Below are 22,558 nucleotides of genomic sequence, written 5' to 3' on the forward strand. Positions count from 1 at the left end.
CGAAATCCAGCGTTCGAGTTGTCGTTGCGTGCGCGACGAGCGCCGTGCGACAGGTGCGCCGCGCTCGTCCGACCTTTGGGCTTATAGCAAGAAGCCGTCATGCGCTTTTGTGCGTGCGCATCGCAAACCGGCAAGTTTTTTTCTGTATGCGGCTCATGCGGCCGAACCAGCGCTCGCGCGGCGGCACATCGCGCGTCAAAGCGCAAAGCGTGTCGCAAAACAGTTCATCGCCGTCGAATGCGCGCGCAGATTCGCGGCCCCGATCGCACACAACACGCCCGATGCGGCAAAACAACGCGCATCGCGCGCGCGATCGCCCGCCGCGAGGCGGTCGCGCGCGGCGGGCGGCGCTGCGCGCCGATTGCGGATGCGCCGGCGGCGCTGCATCGCAACAAGGAATTGCGGCGCGGCCAGCCGTCGCGGCGCGAGTCGCGGCATGACAATCGTCATGCCGACGGCAGTCGCGATGGCGATGCCGGCGCGTACGCCGCGCGGCTTCGCGCCGCGCGCAACGGCTTACTCGAAGCTGCCGATCGAGTCGTGGGCGAGATTGTCGAAGCGGGTGTACTCGCCGAAGAACTTGAGCTTGAGCGAGCCGGTCGGGCCGGAACGCTGCTTGCCGATGATGACCTCGGCCAGGCCCTTATCGGGCGAGGTCTCTTTGTTGTAGTAGTCGTCGCGGTAGATGAAGATGATGATGTCCGCGTCCTGCTCGATCGCGCCGGATTCGCGCAGGTCGGCCATCACCGGGCGCTTGTCGGCGCGCTGTTCCAGCGAGCGGTTGAGCTGCGACAGCGCGATCACCGGCAGGTTCAGCTCCTTGGCCAGGTGCTTGAGCGAGCGCGAGATCTCCGAGATCTCGGTCGCGCGGTTTTCCTGGTTGCCCGGCACCGACATCAGCTGCAGGTAGTCGATCACGATCAGGCCCAGGTCGTGCTCGCGCTTGAGCCGGCGCGACTTGGCGCGCAGCACGTCCGGCGACAGGCCCGGGGTGTCGTCGATGAAGATCTTGACCTCGCGCAGCTGGCGGATCGCGCCGGTCACGCGCGCCCAATCCTCGTCCTCGAGCTGGCCCGAGCGCAGGCGTTGGGCGTTGACCCGGCCGACCGAGGAGATCAGGCGCAGCGCGAGCTGGCTGGCCGACATTTCCATCGAGAACACCGCCACCGCCTTCTTGGTGCGGAAGGCGACGTGCTCGGCGATGTTGAGGGCGAAGGTGGTCTTGCCCATCGCCGGACGCGCGGCCAGGATCAGCAGGTCGGTGTTCTGCAGGCCCGCGGTCATCTCGTCGAATTCGGTGTAGCCGGTCGGCAGGCCGGTGACCGCGCCGCCGTTGGCGTAGCGCGTCTGCAGCACGTCGAAGGCTTCCGACAGCGCCTTGGTCACCGGGGTGAAGTCGGTGCGCCCGCGCGCGCCGGCCTCGGCGATGGCGAACACCTGCTGCTCGGCCTTGGACAGGATCTCGCTGCTGTCGCGGCCGTCGGGCTGGAAGCCGTCGTTGACGATCTCGGTGCCGACCTCGATCAGCTTGCGCATCACCGCCTTGTCGCGAACGATTTCGGCGTACGCGGCGATGTTGGCGGCCGACGGCGTGGTCGTGGCCAGTTCGATCAGGTAGGCGCCGCCGGCGACCTGCTCGCTCAGGCCCTGCGAATCGAACCATTCGCCCAGGGTCACCGCGTCGAACGGGCGGCTGCGCTCGGCCAGCTCGCGGATCGCGCGGTAGATCAGCTGGTGGTCGCGGCGGTAGAAGTCTTCCTCGACCAGCTGGTCGGCGATGCGGTCGTAGGCGTCGGGCGCCAGCATCAGGCCGCCGAGCACGGCCTGCTCGGCCTCGACCGACTGCGGCGGCACGCGCAGCTGGTCGATGCGCTGCTCGGCGCGGGTCTCGAAACGTTTTTCGCCACGGAATCCGGGACGTGAGCTCATCGGGGAGACGATCCTGGTCGGTGCGGCCGCGGTCGCGGCCGGCCTGCGGCGGGAGGCCGGGATGTCGCCCGGGGGCTCATCCTAGCGGCCAGGGCGCGCAGGGGGTTGCAGACAAAACAGTGGAAAGGCTGTGGACAACGGGTGGGTCGTTTATGCGCCCGCCGCGTCTACGTAGCTAAGACTGACCGAACATCGCCGAACGGCGGCGAAACCGCCGGGTTCGATGCGGCCTTGTCGAATGTGGACGGATCGGCCCTGCGCCGGCTCGTTGGGATCGCCGGTACCCAGACGATCCGCGCCTTGCGCGCAAACGAAAGGCGCCTCGCGGCGCCTTTCGTTCGCTCGCGACCGCGCCGTCGGGCGCGGATCGCGTTGTCGGATCAGCCCGCGTCGCCGATCACGATCACCTTGACGGTGGTCTCGACGTCGGCGTGCAGGTGGACCAGCACGTCGTACTCGCCGGTGCGGCGGATCGGGCCTTCGCCCATGATCACTTCCGACTTGCCGACTTCGAACCCGGCCTTGGTCAGCGCATCGGCGATGTCGCGCGGGGTCACCGAGCCGTACAGCTTGCCTTCGGTGGCGGCGTTGGCGGTGATGGTCACCTCGACGCCTTCCAGCTTGGCCTTGCGGCCTTCGGCGCCTTCCAGCAGCGAGCTGGCCTTGGCTTCGTACTCGGCGCGGCGGGTCTCGAACTCGGCCAGGTTGGCGGCGGTGGCCGGCACGGCCTTGCCCTGCGGGACCAGGTAGTTGCGGCCGTAGCCCGGCTTGACGTTGACCTTGTCGCCGAGGTTGCCGAGGTTGGTGACTTTCTGCAGCAGGATCAGTTGCATGGGATTGCTCCGTATTCGTTAGCGGGCCTGTAGGCCCGCAGCAGGATTCGCTGTCCGAAGAGCTGGAATCGGGATGGCGCTTGGGCGCTTGGGGGCGCCGGGCTCGGCCGCGAAAGGGTTTCGCGACGCGTGGCCCTCGCCCCTGCCCTCTCCCGCACGCGGGAGAGGGAGACAAGGAGTTCGCCCGCTCGGCGGGCGAACCGCTTTGCTCAGGCGTTGTGGTTGTCGGTGTACGGGATCAGCGCGAGGAAACGCGCGCGCTTGACCGCCGTGGCCAGCTGGCGCTGGTACTTCGACTTGGTGCCGGTGACGCGGCTCGGCACGATCTTGCCGGTCTCGGTCAGGTACTGGCGCAGGGTGTTGAGATCCTTGTAATCGATCTCCTTGACGCCCTCGGCGGTGAACTTGCAGAACTTGCGGCGGCGAAAGAACTTGGACATGGGAATGCGTTCCTAGAAGGGATCAGGCGGCTTCGGTGGTGTCTTCGGCGCTGTCGGCGGAACCGACGGCGCTGTCGCTGTCGTCGTCGCGACGACGGCGCTCACCGCGCTCGGGCTTGTCGCCCTTCTCGTCCTTGAACTTCATGATCAGCGACTGCTCGGTGTCGGCGTCGTCGCGCTTCATGACCAGGTGACGCAGGACCGCGTCGTTGAAACGGAAACCGTCGACCAGCTCGTTGAGCACGGTCTGGGTGACTTCGATGTTCAACAGGACGTAGTGGGCCTTGACCAGGTTCTCGATCGGGTAGGCCAGCTGGCGGCGGCCCCAGTCTTCGAGACGGTGGATCTTGCCTTCGCCGGCTTCGATCAGCGACTTGTAGCGCTCGATCATGGCCGGGACCTGCTCGCTCTGGTCCGGGTGGACCAGGAACACGACTTCGTAATGACGCATTGCTGTGATTCCTTGTGGATGAAGGAACGCCGACGGCGCTCCCGTTCAGCCCCCCGAGGCCGTGGTCCGGCCCGGTGGAGCAAGGGTCCGCAAAGGCCATGGGCCTCTGGGGAGCCGCGCATTATGACGGGTGCGCGGGGCGCGGCGCAAATCGGGCGGGTTCAGGCGGCGAGTTCAAGGCGGCAGGCCCGCGTCGGGCGCTGCGGGCCGAACCGGAGGCGCAGCCGCTCGCCCGGTCCGTGTCTGGACGATCCATGGGATCGGTTCGCTGAGGCGGCCGCTCAATGCGCCGGGGCGTCCGGCCAGTCTCGCAATGTTACGCGACCGTCCTCGCTGGCGGCAGGCGCCAGCGCCGGCAACTCGAACCAGCCCTGCAGCCGCAGCGGCGGCGATTCGGCGACCAGGCGACGCCAGGCCGGCACCGCCGCGGCGTCGGCCGGCAGCGGCGGCAGATGAGCGAGCAGTTCGCAGCCCAGCGCCTGCCAGGCTTGCTGCGGGCCGATCCAGCGGCCCGGCGCGGCCGCGGCCTGCGGCGGATAGGCGTGGGCCAGACGCAGGCGGGCGCCGCCCTGGCGCCAGGCCTGGGCGGCGTCCCAGTCCAGGTTGGCCGCCGGCAAGGCCAGCGCGGTCGGTGCCGCTGCAGCGCCTGGCGGCGGCAAGGGCGACAGCGCCAGGACCGCAGCGGGCCCGGCCCCGGCGGCGGTTTCCGGGGCGAGCAGGCTTGCGGTCTCTTCGACCGCCCTGCCTTGCGCCGCGAGCTCCGCGGCCAGCGAGCGCGCCTGGGCGACGGCGGCCGGATCGTCCGGATCGCGGTACAGCCGCCAGCGCACCGCGCGCGGCCGTTCGGCGATCAGCGCCCGCGCCTGCTCGAGCTGGCCGGGCAAGCCGAACCGCACCGTCGCCGCCTCCGGCGCCAGGCCGCGCAGGCTCACCGGCAACAGCAGCGGCAGCCCGGCCGGCGGCGGCGCGGCCGCCAGCGCGGCTTCGGCGTCGATCAGGTACGGCCCGAACAGCGCCGCCACACGGCCGGCGCGCTCGCGCGCGGCCACTTCGGCCACGGCTTGCGGCCAATCGCGGTAACGCAGCACCTCCAGCGCCGGCCGCCGGCGTCCCGCCGCCGGGCCCGGACAGTTGCGCCAGCCTTCCAGCAAACGTTCGGCGGGCCCGGCGTCGCGTTGGGGCAGCAGCACCAGCAAGGCCGGCGGCGCGGCCGCGTCGGCGCCGCGATCGAGCGCGCGCAGGTGGGCGAACACGGCATCGAGTTCGTCGTCGGCGAGGTCGTAGCGCGGCATCGCCGGATCCAGCCCGACCCCGTCGGCGGCCACCCCGGCGCGCAACGCGCGGGCGAGCGCGGCGCGGTCGTAGCCCGGACGCCGGCTGCCGTCGTCGCGCAGGCGCGGCCGGCCGAGCGCGAACCAGCGCAGGTCGGGGGCGCGCACCCAGCCTTCGCCGCCACCGCGGCCGTCGCCACCGTGGCAGTTGGCGCAGGCGACCGCGCCGCCGCGCAGGCCGACCGCACCGCCGGCGCCGATGCGCGCGCCGATTTCGCGGCCGTCGCGGCCGAGGCCGAGTCGATAGAGGCGGCGGCCGAGTTCGAGGCGGAGCGCATCGGCGGCGGTGGCCGGATCCAAGGCGACGCCGTCCGCCGGCGCCGGCCGCGACGCGCCGTTCGCCGCCAACGTCAGCGACAGGGCCAACGCGGCGATACCAAGGCGCGCTGTGCCAGAGCGCACGACTCCCGCGCCGGTTTCGTTTGCGCAGCGCCGATGCCCGCGGCGCGCGCGCGCCGCTGCGGTCACAGCGCCTCGCCGGCGAGCCGGCGCAGGTCGGCGGCGATGCGCTCGGGCGGCGCGTCCGGACGCAGCTTGGTCCAGTGCGCGCGGCGCGCGTTGCCGGCGATCAGCAGCGTGGTGTGGTCCTCGGCCTTGTCGCTCCATTGCCCGAGCCGGCCGAGCACCGCGCGCGTGGTCGCCGCGTCGGCGACCAGGAAGCGCCAGCCCGGCTCGTCCACGCCCTGTTGCGCGGCGAAGCGCTTCATCGCCTGCGGCGTGTCGTAGGCCGGATCGACCGACAGCGACAGGAACCGCACTTCGCGCCCGAACTGCTCGCCCAGTTCGCGCCGCACCGCCTTGAGGTGCTGGGTCATCAGGGGGCAGGCGCTCGGGCAGCGGGTGAACACGACGTTGATCAGCACCACCTTGTCGCTGAGCAGGTCGGTGTAGAAACGCTGGCGGCGGCCGTCCTGGTCGGTGAGTTCGGCATCGCCGAAATAGGCGCGGCCGCGCGCTTGCGGATCGGCGGCCCCGGATGCGGGCGCCGATGCCGCGCCCGCACCGCCGCCGTCGGCGCTGGCCGGCGCGGCGGCGGCCAGCGCGAGCATCAGCGCGAGCGCCGGCAACGTAGCGTCAATGCGCGGCATGATCGCCCTCCCCGGCCGCGCGCGCCGGATCGCGCAGTTGCCGCACCGCGGCGGCGACCTGCAGCGGATCGGGCATGCCGACCCAGCGCAGCCAGCGGCCGCTGGCCGGATGGCCCACCAACACCATCGGCGCATGGTCTTCCGGCGCTCCCGCCGGCACCCCGAACGCGCGCAGGCTGCGCTCGACTTCGCTGCGCTCGCCGGTCAGCCACCACCAGCGCTCGCCGGCGCCGACCCGGGTCGCGTAGGCGTCCATGCGCGCCGGCGTGTCGCGCGCGGGATCCACCGACAGCGACAGCAGTTGCCAGTCGGCGCCGCCGTCGCGCTGCAGGCGGGTCTGCACCGCGCTCATGATCGCGGTCAGCGCGGGACAGATCGTGGTGCAGTGGGTGAACACGAAATCGATCACGACGACGCGGTCGCCGAAGGCCTGTGCATCGAGCCGCAGTTCGCGACCGTCGCGCTGGCGCAGCCGCGTGCCCGGCAAGCTCACTGCGGTGGCCGAAGCGCCGGCGGGCGCGGCCGCCAGCGCGGCGCGGTGGGCCGCGTGCGGATCGGCGTCGGCCGCGGGCGCCGACGGCGCCGCCAGCGCGGCGGCGAGCCACAGCGCCGCGACGGCGAAGCCTCGCGATCCTCGCACGCTGTAAGGCGCAGCCTCGTCGGCCTGCAGCGACGGCGCGGCCCGCGCTCTGCGCGCTTGCCCGCGCGACTGCGTAGGCGGCTGCGCTGCCGCTTGCGACCGCGGCCGCAGGTACTTCCGTGTCGTCGTGTCCATGCTCACTCCACTGTCAGCGCGGCCGGCACGTCGCCGCCCGCCGCTTGCGCGCCGCCGGCTTCGCGCACATGCACGAAATAGCCGCCGGCGCGGTCCATGCTCCCGCGGATGCGGTACTCGCCGGCGCGCGCGCCGGCCAGCAAAGGCCAGCGCTCGGCGCGGCCGCCGGCGCCGGACACGACCCAGGCCACCAGCGCTGCAGCCGGCGGCGGCGTGCGGCCGGGCGCGGCTTCCAGGCTCAACGCGAACTCGGCGGTTTCGCCGCGGCGCACGCGCTGTTCGCTGGCGCCGAGCCAGTGCAGCGTCCACGGCCGCGCGGCCGCGGTCCGCGGCGCCGGCTCGACGTTCCAGGCCAGGCACTCGCGCAGTCGCGGCGATTCGCTGGCCAGGGCCAGCACCATGCGTCCCTGCGCGGGCAGCTTGAAGGTCGCGCTGTAGCGGCCGCGGCCGTGCTCGCGCAGGCCGCGGCGGCTGATCGCCACCGCCATCGGGGTGTGGCCGAACGCGCGTATGCCGCTGTCGGGCGCGTTCATGCCTTCCATGTAGTGATAGACCGTGCGCTCGCCGGGCGCGGCGAAGAACGCGCCGGCGCCTTCCATGTTCTCGCTCATGCTCGAGGCCACCGGAAGTCCGGCGAAGGCGCCGACCGCCTGCGCGCCGGTCGGCAGGTATTGCACGGCGGGTTCGCGCTCCAGGCTGGCCAAGCTCAGCATCGCCACCTGCTCGGTGTCCAGCGGACGGATGTAGGCGTAGCGCTGACTGAAGAACAGATCGAAGGGGCGGCCGGACACAGTCAGGCTGCGCTCCAGCGCGCCGTCGGCGGCAGCCAGCACGTGCACGCGGTGCTGGGCGGGATTGAGCGCGAGCACGCGGCGGCCGTCGGGCGTCGGCCGCGCCGGGCCCAGGCCCGGCTCCAGGGCGATGCGGTCGATCTGCGCGCCGCCGCGGCCGAGCCGGTGGATCGCGCCCTGCGCGCCATCGACCACCCACAGCTGCGATTGCGCCGGCAGGTACAGCAGCGACAGCGGCTGGCCGCCGAGCTCGACCTCGCGCGCGAGCCGGCCTTCGGCGTTGTCGATCACGCTGACCCGGCCGCTGTCGCGGCTGCCGACGTAGGCGTAGCGGTCGTCGTCGCTGAAGGCGATTTCGTGGTGGCCCGGCGGCAGGCGGTAGCCGGTTTCGATGCGGCCGTCGGCGATGGCGTAGACGTCGATGCGTTCGGCATCGGCCGGATCGGCGGCGGCGCGGGTCGTGGCCGCGTCCGCGGGCGAATCCGCGGCGGAACTCGCGGCCGCGACCGCGACCGCGGCGCGAGCGCTCGCGGCCGACGGCCCGCCGGCGGACGGCTCCGCCGCTCCGGCATCCCCGCGTTGCGCGATCCACAACTGCTGGCCGTCCGGGCTCAACGCGAGCCGGGTCGGCCGGCCGGCCACGGCGATGCGCTGGCGCACCGCGAACTCCTGCAGGTCGATCGCCACCACTTCGCGCCGCTCGGGCACGGCGACGTAGAGCAGGCGGTCGTCGCCGGTCTTGACCCAGTCGAACGGCCGCCCGCCCAGTTGCACCGCCGCGTACAGGCTGGAGCGGCCGGCGAAGCGCACCGCCGGGTCCAGCGCCGAGACGCTGCCTTCGGCGTCGAGCGTCAGCACGTAATAGCCGGTGAGATCCAGCAGCGGCCGCTGCATCAGCCCGCCGCCGAGGATCGAGGCGACCCGCTGGCCGCAGGCCGGCACCGCGCCCGAGGCCACCGAGACCTCGTGATCGAGCCAGGCGCCGAGCGGCAGGTTCGACAGCGGCTGGCCGTCGGCGAGCCGGCGCAACTCCAGTTCCAGCCGCACCGGGTCGCCGGCGCGCGGCATCGCTGCGGCGGCTTGCGCCGAAGCCGGCGACAGGCGCAGATGCACGCCGATGCCTTCGCGCTCGAAACTGCGCTCCAGCCAGACCGGCGCGGCGGCGGACGCGGCGGAGGCCGCCGGCGCATCCACCCGCGCCGCCACCGCCGCGAACGACAGCGCCATGCACAGCGACGCCGCGAACGCCCGCGCCGGCAGTCGGCGCGCCGCGTACGGACGCCGGCCGCCGCGCGCGCCGCCAGCGCCCGTCATTGCAGGCACCACGAACTCAGCGGAACCGGCTTCTGCACGCGGCCCGTCTCGGTCACCCGCACGATGCCCCACAAGCCGTTGCTGATGCCGAAGCCGCCCATGTCGCGCCACAGATAGTCGCCGACGACACCGTCGCGGCCGCCGGCCGAAGCCAACGCCACGTCGTAGTGCGCCATCGCGGTCACGCTCTCCTGCCCGCCCAGTTCCATCTGCAGCGCATTGCGGCCGATGCAGCGCGCGGCGAGACCCCACTCGCCCGGTCCGCCGCCCTTGGGATAGCCGGCATCGTCGACCTTCTCGGCCAGGTACGGATCGCGCGGCCAGACATGCCCGTGCAGGCTGAAGATGGTGCCGCGACCGATGCCGGTCGGCATCAGCACGCGCAGCCGCGTTTCCATGCCGGCGGCGACGGTCATGATCGGCACGTACGGCTCGCCGACCCCGGCGGTGGCGCTGCCGACCGAACCGCCGTTGCCGCAGCACTTGTTCGAGAACGCCTGCCAGGCCTGGGTCGCGCCGCCGAACCCGTCGCGGCCGAACGGCGCGTCGGGCGCCAGGCCGAAGCGGAACCACAGCGGTTCGCTGCCGTAGTTGATCGCCATGTGGCCGGCGTCCTGGGCGTCTTCGGGCGCGGTATCGAACGGGCTCATGCGCGCGTCCTCGCGCTCGGCGGCGAGGTTGGCGACCGCCGAGCCGTCGCCGTAGCGGAAGTTCAGCGCCTTCTGGTGGACGATGGCGAAATCGCGCATCGTGCGCTGCACGGTGCGGCTGCCGGCCACGTTGGCGACGTTGACCGGATAGCTCACCGTCGCGGTGGCGCGGCTGGCGCGCTGGTTCTGCTGGCTCGGCCCCGGGTTCTGCCGGTCGATGACGCGGTCGTCGTGGTACTCGCTCCAGCTGGCGCGTTGCGGTTCGACGATCAACGCGCCGACCGCGGCCTTCTGGCCCTGCTTGATCCGGTCCGGCGGGGTCAGGTTGCTGCCGCCGTACTCGACCGGAACGAAGCGGCAGGTGTCGACCAGCCGGATCAACCGCGTGGTCTGCTCATCCAGGCCGGGATAGGTCTCGGCGCGCCAGCTCAGCGCCGTGCGCGCCGCGCGCCCTTCCGGCGCGGGCGAGGCGGTGACGCCGTCGTCGAGGCCATCCACCTCGAACAGGAAGCTCGCGGTCAGTTGCTTGGCGAACTCTTCCGCCTGCGCGTCGGTGACCGGCCCGCTGCCCGCCTCGCTGTTCTTGAGGATCGCCGCCTTGAACCCGTTCCTGACTTCGGTGTAGACCGACTCCTTCCCGGGCGACTCCGGCGGGATCGAACACAGGCTGCGGCGGCGCAGCTGATCGGAGCGGTCGAACACTTCGGCGATGGAGTCGTCCTCGCCGACCGGCGCCGCATCGGCGACCTGGGCCTCGTCGTCGGGCCATTGCGGCTCGGGCACGTTGAAGGTCTTGTCGGTGTCCATGCAGTTGTTGGTCTGCGCGACCTGGTTCAAATCCGCACGCGTGCCGGCGTTGATCTGCGGCGGTGGCGGTGCGGCCGCGGCGGCGCGCGCGCGACCGCTGCTGCCGATCTGCCGGGTGCGGGCGTAGATCGCGTCCTGGTTCTCGTCGAACAGCGCCTGGTCGTAGATCTGGCCCAACGGCCGCAGGCGCGGATTGTTCGGGAACGCGCTGAGCAGCGTCAGGCTTTGCTTGATCCGTTCCGGATCGACCAATTGACAGACCGCGGAGCTCGCGCCGGTGCCCCAGTTCAGGTGCGGATCGCCCTTGTCGAGCGCGCCGGCATACCACTGGTACACATAGCTGCGCCCCGGCGGCACCAGCGAGTTCTTGTTGACGCCGACCACGCTGCCGTCGCCGCTCTGCACGTCGTAGTGGACCATCTGCGGATGCAGGCCGATGTGATTGGAGGCGCGGATGTGGTTGTTGTTGAACGAGGTCTGCGACGGCGTCGCGGTAGCGAAGCCGTGGCGGACGATGCCCGACAGCGAGGTGTGGCCGTCCAGCTCCGGCATCGACCGCGCGTTGCGCGGCAGGCGGTTGTGCAGCACGACCTGGGCGCACTCGCCGGCCGCCACGCGCAGCACCAGCGGCTCCAGCGGTCGGCCGGGACGCAGGGTGTGGCGCAGGCTTCCGTCCCGGTTGGACATCACCAAGACGTCCTCCTCGCGCAGCAGCAGCACCGCGGTCGGATCGTGCAGCGGTCCGGAGCCGTATTCCAGGCGGCGGCCGGTAGGACGGTCGTTGGCGTCGACCTCCTGCAAGGTGATCTTGGTGTTGCGCGGGTTGTAGACCAGGGTGCCGCCGCCGGGGTTCAGCGCGGCCCCGGACGGATTCGGAATCGTTGCGTCCGAGGGCTTGCTCAGCACTTCGTTGGCCCGCACCGCGACCACGTGGTAGCTGCGCACCGGCGCCTTGAGCGGACAGTCGTTGAACGCGACCTTGCCCTCGCGGGTGGCGAGCAAGGTCGGGCGCGGATTGCTCGGAAGGACCTGCAGGTCGTTGGCGGCCTTGGGGTCGCGCCGGTTGCTGCTGCGCAAGACGCCCCACACCCCGCTCCACAGCCCGTCCTGGCCGCTGTCGACGGTGTACAGGCGATCGGTCTGGTTGTTGGCGGTGGCGTAGTCGACGATGCGCGCGGCGAAGGTGAACTGTTCCGACAGGCCGGTGTTCTGCGCGTTGCGCCAGCCCGAATGCGGCGCTTGGCCGTAGCCGGAACCGCCCTGCAGCCAGGCCAGGCCGTTGATCGAGCCGTTGTGCTCGTGCTCGTGCGAGCCGGCCTGCACCTTGACCCGGATCAGATCGCCAGAATAGGTGCGCAGGATCGGCGTGAACGGATCGCCGGCGAGCACGCCGCGGGTCAGCGGCGCGTACGGCGCGTCGCCGCCGACGGTGTTGAGCGAATCGATGGCGCGGTCGGTGCGGCTTTGGAACGCATAGGCCAGATCGCCGCCGAAGCCGCTGTGCTGCGCGCCGCGGGTGTCGTCGTAGACGCGCGCGGCCAGCGGTTCGTTGCGGTAGTTCACCACCATCATGCCGATGTCGTCGGCCGAGATCGCCTCCGGGCACGGCCGCAGCGGCTTCTTGTCGGCAAAGTACACCGCGCCGGGAAGTTTGTTGGCCTGCGGGCCGCCGGGGCAATGGCTGTCGTACTTGAAGATGTCCTTGGCGACCGTGCCGGCCGCCGCCTCGACCGGCTTGCGCACCGAGGGATGGATCGCGTGCAGGTAGCTGTCCGGGCCGGCCTTGGCCTCCGGCGCGTACTCGTACGGCACGCCGTCCTTGTTGACGCCGACGTACTTGCCCTTGAGGTAGGCGTGCTGGAAGTCGCCGAACTGGAGGAAGAACTCGCGGTGCGAATCGTCGCGCTTGTCGCCGTCGACGTTGATCGGCTTGCGGTCCTTGCCGGTGATGATCGCCTGCCACGTGGTCGGGCCGCCGTCGTTGCGGCTGGCGGTGTCGTAGAGCCTGGCGCCGCTTTCGTTGTGGTACCACATCGAACCCGGTGGCTCGGTCAGCATGGTCGCGTACAGGCCCAGTTGCTGGTGCGTGGACGGGCCGAGGTGGTCGTGGGTGAAGGTGATGCCCAGGCCGCGATGGACGCCGGCGGCGTTGACCACCGGGTCGGAGAACCAGCGCTGCAGCGTGGTGCGCGCGCCGAGCCAGTCGCACACCCGCGGATAGGCGCCGTAAGCCTTTTCGAACGCCTCGAAATCGCCGTCGAGCTCGTCCCACAGCTTGTGGCAGTCCTCGCGCTGGAACTGCGCCGCGCCGAAGAACGGATGCGGGCGCGGGCTCAGCGCCACCGCGCCGTCGAGCGTGGCCACCGGCGCGCGCCCGGCCTCGACTTCGGCCTTGTTCCAGTGGTTGATCGCGGCGATGCGCTCGCGCACCGCGCCCGGCGAGAACGTGCCGTCCTCGTAGTTCCAGCCGTTGGCGCTGCCGTCGGCCGAGGTCAGGTCCCACTTGGGCAGGTGGATGTGCTGGCCGATCACGTCGGTCGGCGTGGTGATCTGGTAGTCGTCGGCGTAGAAATCCTTCGGCACCAGGTTGGTGTGCTGGTACATCGCGCAATCGAAGGTGTTCATGCGCAGCACCAGCGGCTCGGGCGCGCGCTTGCCGTCCAGGGTCGCGGCCACGTCCTCCCACAGCGACAGGATGCGCTGCTGCGGATAGTGGTAGCCGAGCTTGTTGAAGGTCACATCGAGCTGGATGTTGGCGCCCTTGTACACGCGCGGATTGGTCGCGCCGAACTCGATCCCGCCGGGCAGCGACTGCTTGACCGAGATCATCGCGTCCAGCGCCTTGCCGCCGAAGAACGCGCCGTCGCCGCCCGCGGTCAGGCGCTGGCCGCGATCGTCGATGCACGGCTCGTTGTAGGGCGCGCCGGGCACCGCGGGCGCGCCGTTGACGATGAAGTCGGCGGCGCCGACGTTGCCGTCGCGGTCGTAGCGGTACGAGGGATGGGCGCGCTTGGCGTGGAACTCCATCGCCACCTGCTCCAGGCCGGTGCCGCGCTCGTCGAAATAGATCGGCTTGGCCCGCTTGATGTGCTTCTTGGCCGAGAGCCGGTCGAGCACCGAGTCGTCCTTGCCGCCCTCGGCGTAGCCGCCCAGCGCGTGCCGTGGCAGGCCGCCGTCGAAGCCGCCCATGCCGGTCTTGATGCCGGTGACCGGGTCGGCGAAGGTGTCGACCATGTCCAGCGGCGGCGTGGTCGGACGATGGCCGATCGACGCGGGAATGCCGTGATGCTCGGTCACCCCGGCGACCCAGAACGGATAGCCGGGATTGAGCAGTTGCTTGCTGTTCGGGTAGGTCAGCACCGCCTTGGAACCGAGCCCGGTGCTCTTGGGTTCCAGGTGGACGTCCCCGGGCATCGGCGGCAGCGCCTTGCCGGGCAGCGGCACCACGGCCGGGATCGGCGCGCCGGCGAGGATCTCGCCGTCGGGCAAGGCCCGCGCGCCGGGCGCCGGGGTGCCGTCGCGCAGGCCGTAGGGCTCGGCGTGAAAGCCGTCCTTGCCGGCTTCGCTGACCTTGAGCCGGGTACCGGCCTCGAACACGTCGTGGTTGCGCCACATGTACCACATGCCCTGGGCGAAATGCGGGTAGAAGTGGCAGTGGAAGATCGCATCGCCGACGGTCTTGTTGCGGTTGCCCGAGCCGCCGAAGGCGATCTCGTAGGTATAGCCCGAGCCCGGGCCGATGCCCTGGGCGTCGATGTAGTTGGCGTTGTCGTCGTTGGGATTGAACAGCCACTGGTGGTTGTGCAGGTGGAAGATGTGCTGTTCCTTGCCCGCGTGGATGTTGCGGAACTTGACGAAGTCGCCGATGTAGCTGTGGTGGACGTTGGCCGGGTCGTGCGGGTAGTACACGGCGGTGGCGAACGGCGGCTCGCGCTTGTCGTCGTTCCACACGCAATCTCTGCGGAAGCCCTTGTAATGCGATTCGTCGAACGACTGGCCCAGTTGCTTGCGCCGGTTGGCCTCGACGAACTCGGGCTGGCAGCGGCCCACGCGCAGGTTGACCGGCTTGTCCACGAGCATCGCCGCATCGCCCACGGCGAAGGCCGACAGGAAGAATTCTTCGTAGGCGCAGTCGATGCAGTCCTGCATCGGCCCGGCCTTGAGCCGGTTGGCGATGATCTCGGCGCCGACGCCGCCGGAGCCGTAGTTGATCATGAACGCGTCGCGCACGCCGTGCAGGGTGTGGCCCAGTTCGGGATGTTCGAAGAAGTACGGGAAGGCCTGGGTCGCGGCGTTCTCGTCGTGATAGATCGAGACGAACTCGCGGAACGGCTCGAGCCGGTTGGGCACGCTGGGATTGCGCTTGTTCGCGCGCTCCAGCGGATAGGTCTTGGGATCGAAGCGCCCGTCCTTGTTGGCCGCGCTCATGACGATGGCGTTGACGTCGCCGTGGACGATGCGGTTGCCGTCGAGCATGTTGAGCACCGGCAGCCCGCCCTTGCCCTCCTCGCACCAGACCCCGCCGACGTCGCAGCCGGGATACTTGGCCTCGTAATCGACGATCGGCTGGCCGGCGCCGGTCGCCGGGCCCGGGCGGGTCGCGAGCCGCAGTTCTTCCTCGGTCACCTGAGCGCGATAGAACGCGGCGCCCGTGGGCTGCACCGCGACCGCGCCGAACAGGCCGACGCCGCTGTCGCCGGCGCTGCCTTCGCCGCCGAACGCCGCGCCGGGATTGCTGACCAGGAACGCGCCTTCGGCCGGCGCGCGGAAGCAGTAGTCGGTACTCTCGCCCGGCGCAGCCAGGCTGCTCTTGTTGCGGCCGGCATAGGAGCTATCGCTCTGCTCGCTGCCGATCAGTTCCAGCCCCTGCGGATGGAAGCCGACGCTGCGGCTGAACACCTGGTCGTCGATGTGGAAGATGCGCTCGTCGCCCGACAGCCCCGGCGCGTCCTTGGCCGCCTGGTTCATCGGATGCGGCGCGCCGAGCGGATTGGGATCGGAGTTGTAGGGATTGCCGGTGGTGGTGTTCGGCGGCGAGTCGTAGACCGCCAGCAGGTTGGTCAGGCGCACGTACAGCGCGCGGCCGGCCGGTACCCGCAGCACCAGCGGACGCGGACGCAGGTCCGGGCGCAGCGCGATCTCGCGGCTGCTGCTCTTCTCGCGGACCTTGTCGAAAAGCGCTTGCCCTTCCGGGCTGTAATCCAGCGGCCGCCAGCGGGTGCTGCCGTCGGCCTGCTTGACCGGCACGACCAGGTCGTGGCGCAGCGCATACATCATCCAGTTGACGTTCTGCGCGCCGAGGCGGTTGAACACCATCGGATGATCGATGGCGACCACGTCGGCGACGATGGCGTCGGTCGGGCATCCGACGACCGCGCCCGGGCCGGGCATCTGCGCCCGCGCCGCGCCGCCCCACAGCGCCCACCCCAGCCCCAAGCACGCGATGAATCCGACCTTGCGCATCATGCCCGTCGTCCTCCGTCCCTAGTGCGGACCCTGTGCGGACGCGAACCGACGCGATGCCTTGCGATGCGCCGGTCCGTGGCCGCTGTGGATTCCCCGATCGATCCCCTCGCCGCTGCCCTCGCCTGCCGCGGCTGGTTTCAACATAGGCACAGGCGTCCCGGCGAATGCGACACAGCGCCGGCGTGCGCGCGCAGCGACGGGCAGCGCGCGCGATCTCGATGGGGCTGCTGAAACAGCGCCGGATGCGCACGAATCGCGTGCAGCCGATGCGCGATCCCACGCAGATTCCCGGATCAGATATCGCTTGAAATTGGCGGCTCAAGCAATTGAAAATATTTGTTTTTCCAACCTGGAAAAAACACCGGCCCCGCCCCTCCCGACGCATTGGAGTTGCGGAGCCGATTTGTGTCTATTTGTGCCGACACGCACCTCGCGCACACGCTCCAGGCCGCTCGCGCTGCGAGCCGGTTCCGACGAACGGTCGCGCGTCGCGCAACGATTGCGGCGGCGCAGCGCGAACGCGCGCCGCCGCTGCGCTCAGCCGCGGCGTTGCGCCGCGATCCAGGCGTCGATCCGCGCTTCCAGCACGCTCAGCGGCACCGAGCCCGTCGCCAGCACCTGGTCGTTGAAATCGCGCACGTCGAAGCGCTCGCCCAGCGCGGTGCGGGCGCGCTCGCGCAGTTCGCTGATCTTGAGCTGGCCGATCTTGTAGGCCAGCGCCTGCCCCGGGGTGCCGATGTAGCGGTCGATCTCGTTGACCACGTCCTGCTCGGTCTTGGGCGCGTTGTCCATGAAAAACTCGATCGCCCGCTCGCGGCTCCAGCCCTTGGCGTGCATGCCGGTGTCGACCACCAGCCGCACCGCGCGCCACATGTCGTACGACAGCTGGCCCATGCGGTCGTAGGGGTCGTCGTACAGGCCCATGTCGTAGCCCAGGCGCTCGGCGTACAGGCCCCAGCCTTCGCCGTAGGCGACGAAATAACCGGTGCGGCGGAACAGCGGCGCGTCGGGCAGTTCCAGGCCGCGGGCGAACTGGAAGTGGTGGCCGGGCACGGCCTCGTGCAGCGACAGCGGGATCATTTCCCACTTCGGCCGCGATTCGGGCTTGTACAGATTGACGTAGTAGAAACCGGCGCGGCTGCCGTCGACGGCGCCGGCCAGGTAGTAGGCGGTGGTGGTGTCCGGCGCGATGTTGTCCGGGATCGGCCGCACGCCGTAGGGCTGGCGCGGGATGATCTTGGAGATCTTCACCAGCTCCGGATCGATCCGCTTGGCCGTGGCCTGGTAGGCCTGCAGCAGCTCGGCCGGGGTCTTGTAGAAGAACTTGGGATCGGTGCGCAGGTAGTGGAAGAACTCGGCCAGGCCGCCCTTGAAGCCGACCTCGGCGCGGATCTTCTCCATCTCGCCGCGGATGCGCGCGACTTCCTTCAGGCCGGTCTGGTGGATCTGCTCGGCGCTCAGGTCGGTGGTGGTGTAGTAGCCGGCGAGGAAGTCGTAGTAGGCCTTGCCGTCGGGCAGGTCGCCGGCGGCGATGGTGGCGCGGGTCTTGGGCAGGTAGTCGCGCTGGAAGAACTCGCCGAAGCCGCGGTAGGCCGGCACCACGGTCTGGGCGATGACCCGCTTGGCCTCGTCCTGCAGCTGCGCGCGCTCGGCCGCCGCGACGCTGTCGGGGAAGCGCGCGAACGGCTTGTAGTACGGGCTGCGGGTCGGATCCTCGACGACCTGCTTGGCGATCTGCGCCGGCACCCGCTCCATCAGCACCCGCGGCGGGGTCAGCCCGGCCTTGACGCCCTCGCGCATCAGCGCCTGGGTCTGCTCGACCATCGCCGGCACCGCGCGCAGCCGCGCCAGCCAGTCGCGGTAGTCCTTGGCGTTGTCGAAGGCCAGCCCCTCGACCATGCCGTCGGCGGTCTGCACCCCGCCCTGCTGGCTCACCGGCATCAGGTACTCGCGGAACTTCTCGCGCTGCAGCGAGTGCTCCAGGTTCCAGGCGAAGGTGTCGTAGCTGAGTTGGTCCTCGGCCGACAGCGCGGCGCGGTCGATCGCGCGCAGGCGCTTGAGCGCGAGCCGGTCGCCGTCGAAGCGGGCGCGGATCGCCGCCAGGCTGCTGTCGGTCCAGCGGTCGTTGAAGCGCTTGTCGCCGTTGTAGCTGGCGCTCTCCGGGCTGTCGCGCAGGCCGCGCTCCCATTCCTGGTCGAACAGATCGTGCAAGGCCCGGGCCTGGGGCGAGCGCGCGGTAGCGGCGGCGGCGGGCGCATCCGCCACGGCGGCGGCCGACGCGGGCGCGCAGGAGAGGCCGGCGGCGATGGCGGCGGCGAGCAGGACGGGACGGAACATGGCGGGACTCCCCTGGACGGATGCGGGCGCAGATGCGTCGACGCGGATACGGCGAGCGCAGGAGTCTAGACCGCCGCGCCCCGGCCGGCCGCGTGACGGAAGTCGTGGGTTGCCGGCGGCGTGCGCGCCGGCGCCGGCCGCCGCGCCGGCCGGTTTAGCTATGATTCCGCGTTCGCCCCGCCCGCCGCCGCACGGGCCGCTTGCGGCCGCTCAGGCCGTCGTCGGCCGTCCTCGCGCTAACCCGCAATGGCCGGCGCGCACGGCGCAGGGCGTCCCCTTGAGGCCGCCGCGCCGGCACCCGCCCCCACTTCGAGCCCGCCCCTGCCCATGGTTTCCGCATCCGCCCCGCCCCGCGCCGCTTCCCTGCACCGCTGGCTGCTCGGCCTGGGCGGGCTCGCCCTGCTGGCGGCGATGTCGCTGCGCGACCAGAACCTGTTCGCGGCGGTGTTCGCCGACGAGTGGTACTACAGCGCCTACAGCCGCCTGGTGCCGCTGGCCGAATCCAAGCTGCCCTCGTACCTGTACTTGTGGATCTTCGGCCTCACCAGCCAGTGCGGCAGCGACTTCCTCGACTGCGCGCGCGCGCTCAACGCCGCGATGCTGGTCGCGGCGCTGCCGCTGATCTACCGGATCCTGCGCGCGTACGCCCCGCCGCTGCCGGCGGCGTTGCTGGCGCTGGCGTGCGTGGCCGCGCCGGTGAACAGCTATGCGGCGTACTTCATGCCCGAGTCGATGTACTTCCTGCTGTTCTGGGTGTGGGCGACCGCGGTGCTGCGGCCGTATGCGCCGCAGCCGTTGCGCTACGGCCTGCTCGCCGGCGCGATCCTGGGGCTGATGTGCCTGGTCAAGATGCACGCCGCGTTCGTGGCGGCGGGTTTCGGCGCGTTCATCGTCGTCGACGCGCTGTGGCCGGGGCGGCGCGACCGCATTCCCGCGGCGCTGGTGGTCGCGGCGGCCAGCGCCGGCGCGTTCCTGGCGGTGCGCTTCGGCCTGGGCTACCTGCTCGCCGGCCCCGCCAGCCTGGATTTCATGGGCGAGTTCTACAGCGGCCAGGCGCGCGGCAACGTCGGCGTGCAGTCGGCGGCGACGCTGGCCAAGAACCTGTCGATCTCCTCGGTCGGGCACGGCCTGGCGCTGGCCCTGCTGTTCGCGCCGCTGCTGGTGCCGGCGCTGCCGACGCTGCTGCGTCCGCGCGGCGACGAGGCCAGCGAGCGGGCGCGCAGCGCGGTGCTGTTCGCGCTGGTCCTGCTCGCGACCCTGGTCGCGATCACGGTCTATTTCACCGCCAGCATGGGCGCCAACGAGGCGATCGGGCGGCTGCACCTGCGCTACTACAACTTCTGTCTGCCGTTGCTGCTGATCGCGCCGCTGGCCTGGCGCGGGGCGGAACCGGGCGCGGCCTGGCAGCGGCGGGCGCTGTGGGCCTGCGCGCTGGGGCTGGCCGCGCTGGCGCTGTTCGCCGGCGCCTACGCCCTGAGGCTGTACCTGCCGGCGCCGGCGGATTCGCCGGAACTGGTGTGGGTGATCAACCGCACCTGGATCAGCGCGCCGGTCGGCCTGCTCGGCGCCGCCGCGTGCCTGGGCTGGCTGGCGATCCGCGAACTGCCGCGCGCGCGCCTGGCGGCGCTGGGCTACTTCGTGCTGGTGGCGGCGCTGGGCACCGGCGCGGTCACGGTGTCGGTGCGCAACGCCCGCTTCGAATCGGCGTACGTGCGCGCCGGCCAGTGGCTCAACCAGCAGGGCCCGCAACGCATCGCCCAAAGCCAGTTGCTGGTCAGCGACGGTTCCGGCCGGTTCAAGACCCAGTTCTATGCCGATTCGATGGCGCTGGCGATCCGTCCGGTCGCGCCCGGCGGCGACGCGCAGGCGGCGCTGGACTGGAGCCGCGACACCGTCGTCGCGCTCGACGGGCTGGCCCTGCCCGCGGGCAGCTACCTGGACAAGCAGGCGCATCCGGGCTTCGACGTGTACCGGCTGGCGGGCACCGTCGTGCTGGAACTGAGCCAGCCGCAGCCGGCCGGCACGCGCGCGCTGCGCGGGATGAGCGCGCCGGAAGCGTTCGGGCGCTGGAGCGACGGGCCGGTCGCCGCGATCGAGCTGGATCGCGAGGTGGCCGGCAACGTGCATGTGGTCGTCGACGCGGCCGCGTTCGGCCCCAATGTCGGCCGACCGGTGACCGTGGCGCTGGGCGCGTCGCGGCAGCCGCTGGTGCTGGGCGCCGATGCCGCCCGCCATACCCTGGAATTCCGCGACGTGGCCCCGACCCGCGAGTTGAGCCTGCATATCCCGCAACCGACCTCGCCGCAGTCGCTGGGCCAGGGCGAAGACACGCGCCTGCTCGGGGTGGCCCTGTCGCGGATCAGCCTGCGCGAAACCGGCGCCGCGGCCCGCCCGGCACCGGCCCTGTCGGCGCCGGCCGGGTGCGTCGGCTGCGCCACGCCGGCGCCGGCGCAGGCGGCGCCGCAGCCGCAGCGCTGACCGCGGCATCGGCCACGCGCCTAGGCTCCCGCATGCGGGAGCCAGAATCGTTCAGGGCAAAGCGGCGCGGACCGCGCCGCCGCAACTCAGGCCGCGTCGGCCGAGGTGGTGAAGCTCTCGCCGCAGCCGCACTCGGCGGTGGCGTTGGGGTTCTGGAACACGAACATCTCGCCCAGGCCCTGCTTGAGGAAGTCGATGCGGGTGCCCTCGACCAGCGGCAGGCTGATCGGGTCGACGAAGATGCGCACGCCGTCCTGCTCGAACACGGTGTCGCCCTCGCGCTGCTCGCGGGCCAGGTCGGCCACGTGCTGCCAGCCCGAGCAGCCGGTGCGGGTCACGCCGAAGCGCAGGCCCAGCGCGGCCGGGGTCTCGGTCAGGAAATGCTGAACGCGGGCAAGGGCGGCGGGGGCGAGGGTCACGGCCATGGCGGTCTCGAAGCGGAATGCGGTCGGGTGTCGTTGCGGGGAGCGGCTGGGGACGACAGCGTCGCGGTCATGTTAACAGCGGGCCGCAGCGCCTCCGCTACCGGATATGGCGGCTCGGCGCGCGCATTCAAGCCGCGGGCGGGCCAGCGGCCCCGATCGCGCATCGGCGGACGGCCCGCGCCGGCCAGCGCGCGCACTGCACGGCGAACCCGACTCAGCGACCGCCCGCCGCCGCCGGCGCGGCGCCCTCGCCGGCCGCGCCCGGCGGCGCCAGCAGGTAGGTGGCGAAGCTGCCGAGCCAGTGCGCGCCGGCGTAATGCCCGCCGGACACCGCGGCCAGGCCCAGTTCGCGATGCCGGGCCGCGGCCGCGCGCAGCGCCGGCAGGCGCCGGTCGCGCGGCGGCAGGCCGGCGGCGATGCCCTCGAGCATCCAGGCGCGGCTGAGGTTCAGGCCGTCCAGATGGGCGAGCTTGCCGTCGGCCTTGTCCAGGACCACGCCCGGGGCCAGCCAGTCGGCGCGGGCGCGGCGCGGGATCGCCGGCAGGAACCGGTCCAGCCAGGCGGCGAACTCGGCCGGCGCCAGCACCCGCCGCATCAGGTCCGCCTCGGCCAGGCACGGCGACAGGAAGTCCTGGCCGGACGGCTCGTAGGCCAGCGGGCAGTCGCGGTCGCCCAGGTAGTAGTCGCGCGAGCGCGCCAGCAGCGCCTGGCGCAGCGTCTGGTCGCCGCTGGCCTGGGTCCAGTCCAGGGCCAGGCCGAAGGCGAACGCGGTCTGGCTGTGCTCGCCGACCCGGATCGGCCGGGTCAGCTTCGGCAGCCAGCGCAGCAGCCGCGCCGCGGCCTCGCGTTCCAGCGGCTGCAGCGCCTGCGACCAGCGCTGCGCCTGCGGATCGTCCCAGCCGCGCAGTTGCGCGCCCAACTGCAGCAGCCAGGCCAGGCCGTAGGGGCGCTCGAAGGACTCGTCGTCGTTGCGGCGCAGGTAGGCCAGCTCGCCGGCGATGTTGGCCGCGGTCAGGTGCCGGTCCAGCGCCTGGCGCGCGCGCGCCGCGAAGGGCTCGGCGGGGAAGCGCTGGGCCAGCCGCGCCAGCAGCCAGTGGCCGTGCACCGCCGAATGCCAGTCGTAGCAGCCGTAGAAGGCCGGATACAGCTGCGCGGGCGGGCGCGCGTCGGCGGCGCCGTCGAGGCGGTGGGCGATCTTGTTCGGGTACTCGCGATCCACGCAGTCCAGCGCCAGCGCGGCGAAGTTCGCGGCCTGGACCGCGTCCAGCCGCGGCGCCGGCGGTGCCGGCGCCGGCCCGGCGAGCGCCTGTCCCGCGGCCAGCAACGCCGCCAGCCCCCAGCCCGCGCCCATGCGACGCCGTCCGTTGCCGCCCTTGCCCATGCCCCGCCCTCTTTGCCGTGATCGTCGCCGCAGTCTACGGACCGCGCCCGCGGCGCGCTGCG

General features: G+C 71.6%; 15 protein-coding genes. 2 read left to right on the top strand and 13 right to left on the bottom strand.

Features of this window, described 5'->3' with window-relative positions:
• Positions 1–195: 195 nt before the first annotated feature.
• The 10 genes from BLV01_RS25070 to BLV01_RS00255 all read right to left on the bottom strand — a co-directional run bounded on the left by BLV01_RS25070 (position 196) and on the right by BLV01_RS00255 (position 15,875).
• Positions 196–450, bottom strand: coding sequence for a hypothetical protein (locus BLV01_RS25070; protein ID WP_139178339.1), 255 nt, complete (start codon positions 448–450; stop codon positions 196–198).
• A gap of 66 nt (positions 451–516) precedes the next feature.
• Positions 517–1,929: a replicative DNA helicase gene (locus BLV01_RS00215; protein ID WP_091792983.1), complete on the bottom strand. Its 1,413-nt coding sequence runs from the start codon at positions 1,927–1,929 to the stop codon at positions 517–519.
• A gap of 380 nt (positions 1,930–2,309) precedes the next feature.
• Positions 2,310–2,762: a 50S ribosomal protein L9 gene (gene rplI / locus BLV01_RS00220; RefSeq protein WP_091792985.1), complete on the bottom strand. Its 453-nt coding sequence runs from the start codon at positions 2,760–2,762 to the stop codon at positions 2,310–2,312.
• A 209-nt stretch (positions 2,763–2,971) separates the two neighbouring features.
• Entirely contained in the window at positions 2,972–3,202 is a 231-nt protein-coding gene (rpsR, locus tag BLV01_RS00225) for a 30S ribosomal protein S18 (protein ID WP_031372470.1), read from the bottom strand.
• Positions 3,203–3,224: 22 nt separating this feature from the next.
• On the bottom strand, positions 3,225–3,653 hold the full coding sequence (gene rpsF / locus BLV01_RS00230) for a 30S ribosomal protein S6 (protein ID WP_091792987.1): 429 nt from the start codon (positions 3,651–3,653) through the stop codon (positions 3,225–3,227).
• Between the two features lie 281 nt (positions 3,654–3,934).
• Positions 3,935–5,284 carry a c-type cytochrome gene (locus tag BLV01_RS00235; protein ID WP_175485714.1) on the bottom strand — a complete coding sequence of 450 codons (1,350 nt, stop codon included), beginning with the start codon at positions 5,282–5,284 and terminating at the stop codon, positions 3,935–3,937.
• Positions 5,285–5,448: 164 nt separating this feature from the next.
• The gene (locus tag BLV01_RS00240) at positions 5,449–6,072 is read right to left on the bottom strand and encodes an SCO family protein (RefSeq protein WP_091792991.1); all 624 of its coding nucleotides are present in this window, start codon (positions 6,070–6,072) and stop codon (positions 5,449–5,451) included.
• Entirely contained in the window at positions 6,059–6,712 is a 654-nt protein-coding gene (locus tag BLV01_RS00245; RefSeq protein ID WP_139178343.1) for an SCO family protein, read from the bottom strand. Before BLV01_RS00245 ends, BLV01_RS00240 begins: the two co-directional genes overlap by 14 nt.
• Before the next feature lie 137 nt (positions 6,713–6,849).
• Positions 6,850–8,865 (bottom strand): YncE family protein, encoded by a 2,016-nt coding sequence (locus BLV01_RS00250; RefSeq protein ID WP_139178345.1) that lies wholly within the window; start codon positions 8,863–8,865, stop codon positions 6,850–6,852.
• A gap of 83 nt (positions 8,866–8,948) precedes the next feature.
• Entirely contained in the window at positions 8,949–15,875 is a 6,927-nt protein-coding gene (locus BLV01_RS00255; RefSeq protein ID WP_091792997.1) for a cupredoxin domain-containing protein, read from the bottom strand.
• A 164-nt stretch (positions 15,876–16,039) separates the two neighbouring features.
• Here BLV01_RS00255 and BLV01_RS25995 point away from each other — a divergent pair, with 164 nt between their 5' ends.
• Positions 16,040–16,183: a hypothetical protein gene (locus BLV01_RS25995; RefSeq protein ID WP_175485715.1), complete on the top strand. Its 144-nt coding sequence runs from the start codon at positions 16,040–16,042 to the stop codon at positions 16,181–16,183.
• A 229-nt stretch (positions 16,184–16,412) separates the two neighbouring features.
• On the opposite strand, the gene BLV01_RS00260 is transcribed toward BLV01_RS25995, so the two are convergent.
• Positions 16,413–18,212 carry a DUF885 domain-containing protein gene (locus BLV01_RS00260; protein ID WP_091792999.1) on the bottom strand — a complete coding sequence of 600 codons (1,800 nt, stop codon included), beginning with the start codon at positions 18,210–18,212 and terminating at the stop codon, positions 16,413–16,415.
• 327 nt (positions 18,213–18,539) lie between these two features.
• On the opposite strand from BLV01_RS00260, the gene BLV01_RS00265 reads away from it, so the two are divergent.
• Positions 18,540–20,690 (top strand): DUF7024 domain-containing protein, encoded by a 2,151-nt coding sequence (locus BLV01_RS00265; protein WP_139178347.1) that lies wholly within the window; start codon positions 18,540–18,542, stop codon positions 20,688–20,690.
• Positions 20,691–20,776: 86 nt separating this feature from the next.
• On the opposite strand, the gene BLV01_RS00270 is transcribed toward BLV01_RS00265, so the two are convergent.
• On the bottom strand, positions 20,777–21,115 hold the full coding sequence (locus BLV01_RS00270; protein WP_091793003.1) for a HesB/IscA family protein: 339 nt from the start codon (positions 21,113–21,115) through the stop codon (positions 20,777–20,779).
• A gap of 214 nt (positions 21,116–21,329) precedes the next feature.
• On the bottom strand, positions 21,330–22,466 hold the full coding sequence (locus BLV01_RS00275; RefSeq protein WP_091794551.1) for a DUF2891 domain-containing protein: 1,137 nt from the start codon (positions 22,464–22,466) through the stop codon (positions 21,330–21,332).
• Between the last annotated feature and the right edge of the window lie 92 nt (positions 22,467–22,558).

It is taken from the genome of Lysobacter sp. yr284 (assembly GCF_900107375.1).
Classification (GTDB): Bacteria; Pseudomonadota; Gammaproteobacteria; order Xanthomonadales; family Xanthomonadaceae; genus Lysobacter.